Raw genomic sequence first — 11,464 nt, forward strand, 5'->3', positions numbered from 1 at the left:
CGAGCGAGTGTTCGGGCCCCCGCGCCGGCAGTCGCTGCTCGACGCGCCGCGCGCGGCGTCGAGCGGCGCGTCGAGCAGTGCCTCGAATGCCGCGTCGAGGGCGGCGCGCGAGACGCCGGTCGACCCGCACGGCCTGCCAGTCATGCCCGCCGCCGGCCGACGCGAGGCCGCGGAGACGGTCCCCACCCCTCACGCGGCCCCCGTCGCGCCGCCGAGGGCCACCGCACCGAGCCGCACCGCCCCGCCGGACGTGCCCGCAGCCCCCCGCAAGGACAAGCCTGCGGCAACCCAGGCGGCACCCACCCCCACGCAGAACAGACCCGACTCGGCGCCCGGCGTTCCTCAGCGAAGCGTCACAGCGGACGTGCCGGGAGCACCGGCCGGGCCAGGGCACGGGCAGCGGACGCGCATACAGGACATCCCCGTCGCCGGACGTGGACGCAGAAGAGACGCCGGCGACACGCGGGAGGCGCCCGCGCCGCAACGGCAGCGTCCGTCCGAGGCCACGGGGCCGGCCCAGAGGGGCCAGGCACAGGCCGAGGGCGTGCCCAAGGTCGTGGTGATGCAGAAGGTGGTGCGGCCAGAGCATGTCCCGCATTACCTGGAGGGCGGCTACGACCTCGTCGCCGGATACGTGCACCGGTTCCACGACGTCCGGGACCTGACCACGCCCGGCGCCTTGATCCGCGCCCTCGGGCTCATCTACGAGGGCTCCCCTTTCACGCCCATGAGCGAGGAGATCCACGTGATCCGGTGGCCGGCGGTGAAGCCGCCGCTGTTCCGGCGGCCGCTCGGCGGGATCGACGAGTGGAGCATGGGGATCATCCCCGGCGGATGGGTGATCGAGAAGGCGCCGTTCCCCGGGTCGGGGTACGCCCCCGGCGACGGTCCCGCCATCCCCGAATTCAAGATCGAGAGCCAGCGGCTGCCGCACGGCGCCGAGCTGTACCGCATCGCCGCGGACGGCAAGGAGCGGCTGGTGGCCGGGTACGACGCCGACCTGCGCCGCTGGCTGGTGAAGCTGCCCGGCGGACCGGGAGGGCGGGCGTGAGCATCCGGCACGGCTTCTACGCGCGCTGGCGCGGCACCGAGTACGAGGCGAGCCCGGACGGTGACCGGGTGCGGCTGTACGCCTCGCGGCACACCGACGGCTTCAAGCAGGTCACCTCCACCCGGTTCATCCACGTGGTGCCGCTGTCGGACGTGGACCACCTCCACTACGTCACGACGCACTGCACCTGGCGCGGTGAGCCTTTCGTGGTGCTGGGCGAGCACGACGGCTGGTTGCGCGTGGAGTACAGCGGCGGCAAGGCGCCGGTGGCGGAACGGCTCGGGCTGGAGCTGTTCGACCGCGGCGTGTACCAGGCGTGGGCGTCCATGAACGAGGTCGAGGACGTGCACGAGGAGACCGTCTGAGGCGCCGTGGCGGGTTGAACCGGCTTGTTCGGTGATAGGTCTTAAGCATGGCGGTCATCGACATCAATGCTGACCTCGGTGAAGGTTTCGGCATTTGGGAGCTGGGTGACGACATCGCGCTGCTGGACGTGCTCACGAGCGCGAACGTGGCGTGCGGCTTCCACGCGGGCGACCCGCTGATCATGCGGCGGGTGTGCGCCGCCGCCGTCGAGCGCGGGGTGACCATCGGCGCTCAGGTGTCGTACCGGGATCTGGCCGGGTTCGGACGCCGCGAGATGGACGTGGCCGCCCCGGAGCTGACCGCCGAGATCCTCTACCAGCTCGCCGCGCTGGACGGCATAGCGCGCGCGGAGGGCGGGCGTGTGGCCTACGTCAAGCCGCACGGGGCCCTCTACAACCGGGTCGCCCGTGATCCCGTACAGGCGCAGGCGGTCGTGGACGCGATACGGACGTACGATCCGTCGCTGCCGCTGCTGACGCTTCCCGGTTCTGCCGTGCACGACGTCGCCGAGGGGCTCACCGTCGTCACCGAGTGCTTCGCCGACCGCGCCTACACGCCGACCGGCGCGCTCTTGTCCCGAAGGGAGCCGGGGGCCGTCATCCACGACGAGGGGACGGTGGTCAGCCGGGCCGTCCAGATGGCCGTGGACGGAACCGTCGTGGCGGTGGACGGCGCCATGGTCGCGCTGAAGGCGCGTTCGATCTGCGTGCACGGCGACACTCCGGGGGCGGCGGTCCTCGCCCGCGCCGTCCGGTCGGCGCTGTCCGACGCCGGGGTCATGCTGGAGCCGTTCGCGTGAAGGTCGTACGGGCCGGGGACGCGGCCCTGCTCGTGGAGGCCGCGGACCTCGCGACCGCGCACCGGCTGAACGCGGCGCTCCGCGACGAGCCGCTGCCCGGCGTCGTGGACGTCGTCCCAGGGGAGCGCACCGTCCTGGTCGTCGCCGAACCGGCCGCCGACCTCGGCCGTCTCGCGGAGCGCCTCAGGCGGCTGCGGCTGCCGGACGACGCCGGGGGCGACGCGGAGCCGGTGGAGATCCCGGTGACCTACGACGGGGCGGACCTGGACGAGGTCGCCGACCTCACCGGGCTGTCCCCCGGCGAGGTCGTCCGCCGGCACTGCGCCGCGACGTACACGGTCGCCTACCTCGGCTTCTCCCCCGGCTTCGGCTACCTGACGGGCCTGGACCCGGCGCTGCGGGTGGCGCGGCGCGCGTCGCCCCGCACGTCCGTGCCGGCCGGTTCGGTGGCGATCGCGGACCGGTACGCGGCCGTCTACCCGTCCGCCTCACCGGGCGGCTGGCGGCTGCTGGGCCGCAGCGAGCTGCGGCTCTGGGACGTGACGCGCGACCCGCCGTCGCTGCTCCGGCCGGGCATGCGCGTCCGGTTCGTTCCCCGGGAGTCCCCGTGATCGAGGTGGTCCGGCCGGGGCCGCTGGCGACCGTCCAGGATCTCGGGCGGCCCGGCCGGGCGCATCTGGGCGTCCCGTGCTCCGGTGCCGCCGACGGGCGCGCGTTCCGGCTGGCCAACCGGCTAGTGGGCAATCCCGAGGGCGCGGCGGGGGTCGAGCTCACCCTCGGCGGGGCGGCACTGCGGTTCCACCGGCACGCCTGGATCGCGGTCACCGGAGCACCGGCACCGCTCCGCATCAACGGCTGCGCGCAAGGCACACATGCGCCTGCCCATGTCCCGGACGGTGCGCTGGTCGAGTTCGGCACGCCGCCGTCGGGGCTTCGCAGCTATCTCGCCGTCCGCGGTGGCGTCGTGGTCGAGGAGGTCTTGGGGAGTCGTTCCTGCGACCTACTGTCCGGCCTCGGCCCTGCACCCCTGTCGCCCGGTGACCGCATCCCACTCGGCTCCACCGAGGGGCTGGACGACATCACCGTGGACGTGGCGCCCACGCCCCTCATGCCGGAGACGCCGGTCCTGCACATCAGGCCAGGCCCAAGGGACGACTGGTTCACCGACGAGGCGATGGCCACGCTCACCTCCACGCTCTACGAGGTGTCCCCTGAGAGCAACCGCGTGGGCGTACGGCTGGAGGGTCCGCCTCTCGTACGCGCGCGCGACGGCGAACTCGGCAGCGAGGGCATGGTCACCGGTGCGCTCCAGGTTCCGCCCAGTGGGCTGCCCATCATCTTCCTGGCGGACCACCCGACGACCGGCGGCTACCCCGTCGTCGCCGTACTCGCGTCGTCGGCCATCGCGGACGCCGCGCAGCTGCGCCCCGGCCAGCGTCTCCGCTTCCGCGTCTAGGTCAGGGGTTCGGGAGCGGACCAGTCCAGGTGGGAGATGTCGTTGAACCCGCGGACGGACGACAGCCCGCCGAGGCTCACCAGCCGGGAGATCGACGCGTTGTCCGGTGCCAGGAACGCGAACGGCCTCGATCCGGTCGCGGCGGCGAGCGCCTGCGCGATGACGCCCCCGTGGGTGAACACCGCGATCCGGCCGCCCGCGTGCGCCGTGGCGAGCCGCGCGAGGCTCTCGGCGACGCGTCGCGCGAAGGCTTCGTCGTTCTCCGCCCCCGGGATGACGTCCCAGCGCTCCTCGGTGAACATCCGCTGCACCACCGGCGTGTTCTCGGCGACCATCTTGCGGAACAGCCCGCCTTCCCATTCGCCCAGGTGCACCTCGCGCAGGCCGGGCTCTACGAGCGGTTCCATCCCGAGTCGGCGCGCCAGAGGCGCCGCGGTCTGCGACGTACGGCGCAGGGGCGTCACGTAGAGGGCGTCGAGGTGCTCGTCAGCGAGCCGTTCGCAGACCCGCTCGGCCTGTTCACGTCCCTCTGGCGCGAGGTCGGGGTCGCCGTGGCCGTCCACGAGCGGGAACGGCCGGTCGACGCGGGCGGCCTCGGAGGAGCCGTGCCTGATCAGCAGGATCTCGGCGGCGCCGTCCGGCGGCCTGTACCGCTTCTGCCCGAACTCGACCGGCTCATCTCGCTCGTCTCGCTCATCCACGAACGGCACCTTAGATGAACGCTCCGGAGGTCAACGCCCCGGGACCGCCGTGGGCTACCCCTTGGAGTCCAGCAGCGCCCTGAGGCGGTCTGTCTCGTCCTTGAGCTGAGCAACGGGGATGTCCTCGAACGGCTTCACGACCACGTCACCGTCCTTGGCCTCCCACACACCCGCGACACGGCCCTCGTACAGGACGACCGGTGAGATCCAGCCCGCAGCGCGGCTCACCTCTTTACGACGTTCCGCGGGTACCAAGTAAGTCGCGGACGTTCCGGCCCCAAGGACGTACTGGTCGAACGCACCCAGCAACCGGACGGACGTGCTGGGCTCGGTGGCCACGAGTTCGTCACGCTGCTCCCGCAGCACGTACATCTCGACGCCGTCCACCTCGATGGTGGCGAGGTCGTCCTCGGCGGCGGCGAACCAGGCTTTGACGTCCTTCTTGCGGTTGAGCTTGCGCATCAGCCAGTTGTCGAACATGTCGGGGGTCGCGGGCCCGTGCGCGCCCAGGAACGCCCGGATCACCGTCCGGGCGGCGTCCTCCACCGCGGGCAGGCCCCTCCAGCCGGGGAGCCAGCGCTCCGGGGCGGTGAACGTCACGCGCGTGCCCTGCGCAGGCCCGTGGCAGAGGACGCCCCACCAGGCCAGCGGCTTGAGGAGCGTGCCCCATCCGGAACCGAGGACCTCCGCGAGGTGCCGCGAGCCGGTCCGTTCGACGACGGCCGAGGTCAGCTCCTCACGGGTGAGCGCCGCGCCGCCCGCGAGAGCCTCCGTCGCCGCGCCGGCGATCGCCTCCAGGTCGGCGGGCGTGGCCCCGAACGTCTTCTGCCAGCTGGGCTTCTCCCAGTGGCGCGCGGCTCCGCACAGCACGAGGTAGGCGGCGACCTCGTCGGCGGGCATCAGATGCAGCGTCCCGCGCATCGCCCACGTCTTGACGAGGCTTCGGTCATCGAACAGGGCCCGGGCCACATCGGCCCGGCCCGCCCGGGCCTGCCGCGGGCGCGCCTGCCGGACCGCGACGGCGAGTTCCGCCGCCGACGCGACCTGCGCCTGCACTCCGGCCAGGCGCCGCGCCACCTCCTCCGCCGGCTCGTCGGCGGGCCGTTCGACGAACTGCCGCCGCATCCGCCAGGCGAGCACCTGCGCCCACGTCACCGATGTCATGGTCCGATTACAGCTCATGCCGCCGACGGAGCGCCCTCACGCCAGGCGGTGGGCGAGGTCGGCGAACGCGTCGCGGACGTCGTCGGTCGTCAGGAGCGTGAGGTCGGCGGCGGTGGCGGCGTCGCCGAGCTGCGCGGCCCGCAGCGCCCGGCACGCGCTCGCCTTCTCGTACATGGAGCGGGCGAAGCGGCCGTTGCCCAGTTCGTCGATCAGGCCGGCGCCGCAGACGCGCTGGAAGACCAGGGCGAGATCGTCCAGGGCGCGCTCCTCCCACTGGTCGCCGCCTTCCTCGGCGATGAGCTGGGCGATGCGGAGGAGTTCGTCCGGCCCGTAGGACGGGAAGTCGACGCGCACGTCGAACCTGGAGGCGAGCCCAGGGTTCGATGACAGGAAGCGGCCCATGTCGGCCTCGTAGCCGGCGAGGACGACGACGAGGCGATCCCGGTCGTCCTCGGCCCGCTTGAGCAGGGTCTGCACCGCCTCCGCACCGAACGCGTCCCCTCCGGAGTAGCCGGAGTTGCTCAGCGAGTACGCCTCGTCGATGAACAGGACGCCGCCGAGCGCTGAATCGACCACCTTGTTCGTCTTCAAGGCCGTCGCACCGAGATGCTCACCGACGAGGTCGGCGCGCTGTGCCTCGACCACCTCGGGACGGGCGAGGAGCCCGGACGCGGCGAAGATGCGGCCGAGCACGCGCGCGACAGTGGTCTTGCCGGTGCCGGGCGGCCCGGTGAACACGAAGTGGCGGGTCGGCGGGCGGGTGACCAGGCCCTGCTCCTCCCGCATCCGGGCGACCTGGAGCTGCGCGGCGATCTCGCGGACCTGCCGCTTCACCGGTTCCAGCCCGATCATCGCGTCGAGGGAGCCGAGGGCCTCGTCCAGCGTCGGCGTCTCGGCGTACCCGCGGTACCGCTCGGTGACCTCGGCGAACGCGGCCTCCACGTCCTCGGCGCGCAGGGTGACCAGGTCGTCGGCGCTGGGTTCGGCGGGCCCGCCGGACGCGGCGACGGCGCCGACCACCCGCACGTCCCGGGCGCGGGCGGCGGCCTCGGTCAGCGTCCGGACGAACCGCCCGTTGCCGAGTTCGTCGACGATGCCGCGCCGTTCGATCTCCTCGAAGCGCGCGGCGAGCCGCCGCCGCGCCTCCGGATCGAGGCGGTCCTCCCGGAGCCCGGTGTGGTAGTCGGCGATGCGCAGCAGCTCGGACGGACGGTACGACGGGAAATGCACGCGCGTCCCGAACCGCGAGGCGAGGCCGGGGTTGGAGTCGAGGAACTCGGCCATCTGCGCGTCGTAGCCCGCGAGGATGATCACCAGGTTGTCGCGGTCGTCCTCGGCGCGCTTGAGCAGCGTCTGCACGGCCTCGTCACCGAACCGGTCGGGCTGCCCTTCGGCGGAGTTGGCCAGGCTGTACGCCTCGTCGATGAACAGCATCCCGCCCAGGGCGGAGTCGACGAGCCGGTTGGTCTTGATGGCCGTGGCGCCGAGGAACTCCCCGACGAGGTCGGCGCGGTGCGCCTCGACCACCGTCCGCTCGGGGAGCAGCCCGAACGCGTAGAAGATCTTGGCGAGGACGCGCGCCACGGTCGTCTTGCCCGTCCCGGACGGCCCGACGAACACGAAATGCCGCATCGGCTTCTCCGTCGGCACCCCGGCCGCCGCGCGCATGTGCGCGGCCTCGATGGACGCGGCGATGGAGCGGACCTGCCGCTTGACCGGCTCCAGCCCGATCATGCCCTCCAGCTCGGCGAGCGCCTCGGCCACGGAGATCTCCGGCACCTGCTCCCGCCGTGGCTCGGGCGGAGCGGCGCGCTCGGCGTCACCCGCGCCGACCGCCTGCGCCGCGGCGCGCTGCTCGCCGACGCGCGCTTCGGGTGCCCGCTGCTCGGGCATCGCGGGCGCGGCCGGCGGCGCGGACGCCTCGTCCTCGCCGCCGCGCCGGTCGGGCCTGCCGAAGCGGCTCCCCCGGTCGCCCTTCTCGGTCCGGTCGGGCCGGGAGCGCCTGTCGGCGCCGGACGGGCTCCTGCGCGGCCCGGCCGCGGCGTCCCCGCGCGGGCCGGCCTGCTCCTGGACCCAGCCGGTCTCGTACGCCTCCGCGGGCACCGCGCGCCGCGCCTGATCCCACCGGTAGGCGAGGACGCCGAGTGCCGCGACCCAGCCGGGCGCCACGCTCGCCTCCGGCATCAGCTGGGCGACGGCCGCCGTCACCAGCCCGGCGGCGCCCAGGGCGAGCAGCGCGGTCCGCCACGGCGTGTATCCGCGCAGCCGGAACGCCGCCACCGCCACCGGGAGGGCGAGCACCGCCAGGAGCAGCGCCGGCTCAAGGTAAAGGGGGCGCGCCTCATCCGGGTAGAGGCCGCCCAACGGCACCGACAGCGCCGCCCAGGACGCGAGCACCGCGACGACCGCCATCGCCGTCGGCGAGCGCAGCGTCAGGTGGACGACGATGACGGCGAGCACGCTGCCGGCGGCGGCGATGAGGATCGGGCCGTCCACCACCACCGCGACCGTCACCGCGAGCGCGGTCAGCAGCACCCCGCCGAGGAACCGGACGCCCGGGGTGATCTGGAAGTACCTCCACCGGAGGCGCTCGAAGAGATCCCGTGCCGCGGCGTCCTTCGCCGGGCGGGAGCGCGAGCTGCCGAACAAAGCCATCAGAAGCGAGTAAAGCGCAGGACCGCCCGGAACGGGACTCCCCGCGCCCGGTTCGTTGACTCCCCATGACTCGCCCGGGTGGGGGCCGGTGCGCGCCTCCGACCCGGGACCTGGAGTTTCGTCCCGGCCGAACGAAGTTCGGCATGATGGGCGGCATGCGGATCCTGCGCACGCCCGATGAGCGTTTCAGCGACCTTCCCGACTTCCCGTACGTGCCGCGCTACGCCGAGGTGCCCGCAGCCGGCGGCGACGGCACGCTGCGCATGGCCTATGTGGAGACAGGGCCGTCCGACGGCCCGGTGGTCCTGTGCCTGCACGGTGAGCCGAGCTGGTCCTTCCTCTACCGGCACGTCATGCCCGTCCTGGCGGACGCAGGGCTGCGGGTGGTCGTACCCGACCTGGTGGGGTTCGGCCGGTCGGACAAGCCCACCGAGATCGGCGACCACACCTACGCCCGCCACATCGAGTGGACGCGCTCCCTCGTGTTCGACGCCCTCGACCTCAAGGACGTGACCCTCGTCGGGCAGGACTGGGGCGGCCTCATCGGACTGCGCCTGGCCACCGCCCATCCGGAACGGTTCGCGAGGATCGTCACGGCCAACACAGGGCTCCCCACGGGCGACTTCCCGATGCCGGAGACGTGGCTGAAGTTCCGGCAGTCGGTCCGCACCGCCCCCGAGTTCGACGTCGCGCGCAGCGTGGCCTCCGGGTGCCGCACGACGCTCCCCGACGACGTCCGCGCCGCCTACGACGCGCCGTTCCCCGACGAGTCGTTCAAGGCGGGCCCGCGCGCCATGCCCGGCCTCGTCCCGGCCGACCCCGACGATCCCGAGGCGCAGCCCAACCGCGACGCCTGGGACGTTCTGCGCGCGTGGGACAAGCCGTTCCTCGTGGCCTTCAGCGACCAGGACCCCATCACCGGCGCGATGGCACCGCTGTTCAAGCAGCTGATTCCAGGTGCGCAGGGCATCGAGCACCCTACGATCGAGGGCGCCGGGCATTTCCTGCAGGAGGACGCCGGAGAACGGCTCGGCCACGCGATCGCGGCGTTCATACGGTTCTGAGCAGTCCCTCCTAAGGAGACCCCTTGGCCGACTCCACCCATGCCCTGCCCGGCCTGGACCCCGCCCCGGCGGACACCGTCGTCGCCTCACGTGTCGCGGGCTACGAGATAGAAGACGAGCTTCGGGCCGCGCCGTCCGGGAGGGGTCGTCCCATCAGGATCGCCGGGGTGGACGAGGTCGGCCGCGGCGCCTGGGCCGGCCCGGTCGTCGTGTGCGCGGCGGTCACCGACCTGAGCCCGCCGCCCGTCCTGCAAGGCCGGGGCAAGAGGGTGATCGGGCTGACCGACTCCAAGCTGCTCACCGAGGACCACCGCGAGTCGTTCGCCGAGGTGCTGCCCGGCTGGCTCGCCGGGCACGCGATCGCCGCGTCCGGTCCCGAGGAGATCGACGAGGTCGGCATGACCGAGGCGCTGCGGCGCGCCGCCGTCCGCGCGCTGGAGTCGCTGCCGCTCCCGCCCGACGTGGTCATCCTGGACGGCAAGCACGATTTCCTCAGCCGGCCCTGGCGGGTGCGGTGCGAGGTCAAGGCCGACCAGAGGTCGGTCACGGTCGCGGCAGCCTCCGTCCTGGCGAAGGTCCATCGCGACCGGCTGATGGCCGAGCTGGACGGCGAGCACCTCGGTTACGGGTTCGCGGACAGCGCCGGATACCCGTCGCCCACCCACCAGAAGGCCCTGGAGGAGTTCGGGCCCACACCGCACCACAGGATGTCCTGGTCCTACCTGGACGACCTTCCACGCTGGCGGCATCTGAAGAAGCACCGCGACCCGCTGGCAGGCGAAGGGCAGCTCAGCCTCCTATGACCGGAGTCGGCGCACCCGCGTGAGTCATCGCGGCCGACTCGGGTAGCGCGACTGCGGGAGGTACATGCCATGGACACCGTCGTCAAGAAGCTCCTGCACGAGGCGGGCGGGACGTTCGCCGAGGAGGTCGGCATCCCCCTGAAGGACCAGCCGGCCGCGCTGTTCAAGCTCCTGGTCCTCACCAACCTGCTGAGCGCCCGCATCCCCTCGGACATCGCCCTCTCGGCGGCGCGCGAGCTGTTCGAGGCCGGGGGCGGGACGCCGCGCGGGATGAGCAGGCTGACCTGGCAGGAACGCGTCGACGCGCTCGGACGCGGCCGCTACGTGCGCTACGACGAGAGCACCGCGTCCCGCCTGGGAGACATGGCCGAGATCGTCCAGGACAAGTACAAGGGCGACCTCAGGCGCCTCGCCATCGAAGCCGAGCGCGACCCCAAGAAGGCGGCCGAGCTACTGCAGGAGTTCCCCGGCATCGGCCCCACCGGCGTGGACATCTTCTGCCGCGAGGCCCAGGCCATCTGGCCGTGGCTCCGCCCCTACGTCGACGGCCAGGTGAAGAAGGGCGCCGAACGGCTCGGCCTTCCCACCGACGCCGGCGAACTCGCCGCGCAGGTGCCCGACAAGGACCTCGCCCGGCTGACCGCCGCGCTGGTGCGGGTGGCCCGCGACAAGAAACTGGCCGACGCCGTGAAGGCCGCCTGAAGCCGCGGGCCCCTCACCTCAGTCCTTACCGCGGGCGGCGACCCACTCCAGGTTCCAGTTGTACGCCTGGTCGACCGTCATCTTCCCCCAGCGCGGACGGCCGGGAGGCGGCAGCACGAACCGGCCCTCACGGCGGACGACCAGTTCACCGCCCACGTTCTCGATGAGCGCCAGGACCGCGTCCCGCGACGCGTCGACGCAGTCGTCCATGCGCATCTCGATCGGCGGCGCGCCCACCGGGAACAGCGTGGCGATCGCGTCCAGGCCGCGGAAGTCGTCGGCGCCGTCGTAGATCTCGGCGAAGACCAGGATCCGCTTGAAGTCGGCGGTGTGGTCGAGGTTGATGTGAAGGTTCTCGCCCGTCGCGATCGCGCCCGTGCGGTCGTCCTTGTCGAGCTTGATGTAGGGCGGGCGGTCGAGGGCGCCCATGTCGCCGAGCGCGTGGATGATGCCCTTGCGGCCGTCCCGGAGCTCCCAGAGGCAGCACAGGTCGAGGTCGAGGTCGACGCCGCGGCGGCGCTTGCCGAGGAACCCCTTGGCCGCGCCCTCCCGGGCGCTCCAGTTGAGGTTGACCCGCATGTGACCGGACGTCGCGCCGTGCTTGGTCAGGGAGACCGACGGCGCGCTCTTGGTCAGCGAGACGGTCCCGCCCGGCTGCTGCTGGGGCGGCGGCGGCGGAGGCGCGTACTGGCCGGGCGGGGGC

At 72.9% G+C, this 11,464-nt stretch carries 11 protein-coding genes and 1 pseudogene; 8 read left to right on the forward strand and 4 right to left on the reverse strand.

What is annotated here, in order from left to right; genetic code table 11:
• Positions 1-544: 544 nt before the first annotated feature.
• Genes E1266_RS30070 through E1266_RS30090 form a run of 5 tightly spaced genes read left to right on the forward strand, consistent with a single transcriptional unit; the run spans position 545 to position 3,672 of the window.
• Positions 545-1,051: a hypothetical protein gene (locus E1266_RS30070; RefSeq protein WP_132052765.1), complete on the forward strand. Its 507-nt coding sequence runs from the start codon at positions 545-547 to the stop codon at positions 1,049-1,051.
• Entirely contained in the window at positions 1,048-1,416 is a 369-nt protein-coding gene (locus E1266_RS30075) for a hypothetical protein (protein WP_347876756.1), read from the forward strand. The genes E1266_RS30070 and E1266_RS30075 overlap by 4 nt, the downstream gene beginning before the upstream one ends.
• A 47-nt stretch (positions 1,417-1,463) precedes the next feature.
• A complete protein-coding gene (locus E1266_RS30080; protein WP_132052767.1) occupies positions 1,464-2,216 on the forward strand; it encodes a 5-oxoprolinase subunit PxpA in 753 nt (250 codons plus the stop codon).
• Complete coding sequence (gene pxpB, locus E1266_RS30085) at positions 2,213-2,827, forward strand: 5-oxoprolinase subunit PxpB (RefSeq protein ID WP_132052769.1); 615 nt, start codon at positions 2,213-2,215, stop codon at positions 2,825-2,827. The genes E1266_RS30080 and pxpB overlap by 4 nt, the downstream gene beginning before the upstream one ends.
• A complete protein-coding gene (locus E1266_RS30090) occupies positions 2,824-3,672 on the forward strand; it encodes a biotin-dependent carboxyltransferase family protein (RefSeq protein WP_132052771.1) in 849 nt (282 codons plus the stop codon). The genes pxpB and E1266_RS30090 overlap by 4 nt, the downstream gene beginning before the upstream one ends.
• Here E1266_RS30090 and E1266_RS30095 read toward each other — a convergent pair.
• From E1266_RS30095 to E1266_RS30105, 3 genes are read right to left on the reverse strand one after another with little or no spacing between them, the layout of a single operon-like run.
• Positions 3,669-4,373, reverse strand: coding sequence for a histidine phosphatase family protein (locus E1266_RS30095; protein ID WP_132052773.1), 705 nt, complete (start codon positions 4,371-4,373; stop codon positions 3,669-3,671). The two genes, E1266_RS30090 and E1266_RS30095, sit on opposite strands and share 4 nt — an antisense overlap.
• A gap of 54 nt (positions 4,374-4,427) precedes the next feature.
• Entirely contained in the window at positions 4,428-5,537 is a 1,110-nt protein-coding gene (locus E1266_RS30100) for a winged helix DNA-binding domain-containing protein (RefSeq protein WP_132052775.1), read from the reverse strand.
• 36 nt (positions 5,538-5,573) lie between these two features.
• On the reverse strand, positions 5,574-8,192 hold the full coding sequence (locus E1266_RS30105) for an AAA family ATPase (protein ID WP_132052777.1): 2,619 nt from the start codon (positions 8,190-8,192) through the stop codon (positions 5,574-5,576).
• A 155-nt stretch (positions 8,193-8,347) separates the two neighbouring features.
• Here E1266_RS30105 and E1266_RS30110 point away from each other — a divergent pair, with 155 nt between their 5' ends.
• From E1266_RS30110 to E1266_RS30120, 3 genes are all read left to right on the forward strand, one after another.
• On the forward strand, positions 8,348-9,256 hold the full coding sequence (locus tag E1266_RS30110; RefSeq protein ID WP_132052779.1) for a haloalkane dehalogenase: 909 nt from the start codon (positions 8,348-8,350) through the stop codon (positions 9,254-9,256).
• 53 nt (positions 9,257-9,309) lie between these two features.
• Positions 9,310-10,059, forward strand: a complete 750-nt coding sequence (locus E1266_RS30115; protein ID WP_132052785.1) for a ribonuclease HII — start codon at positions 9,310-9,312, stop codon at positions 10,057-10,059.
• 69 nt (positions 10,060-10,128) lie between these two features.
• Complete coding sequence (locus tag E1266_RS30120; protein ID WP_132052781.1) at positions 10,129-10,761, forward strand: endonuclease; 633 nt, start codon at positions 10,129-10,131, stop codon at positions 10,759-10,761.
• A gap of 18 nt (positions 10,762-10,779) precedes the next feature.
• Here E1266_RS30120 and E1266_RS30125 read toward each other — a convergent pair.
• A pseudogene (locus tag E1266_RS30125) lies at positions 10,780-11,464 on the reverse strand (stress protein); the annotation flags it as partial.

This window comes from Actinomadura sp. 7K534 (assembly GCF_004348575.1).
Classification (GTDB): Bacteria; Actinomycetota; Actinomycetes; order Streptosporangiales; family Streptosporangiaceae; genus Spirillospora; species Spirillospora livida.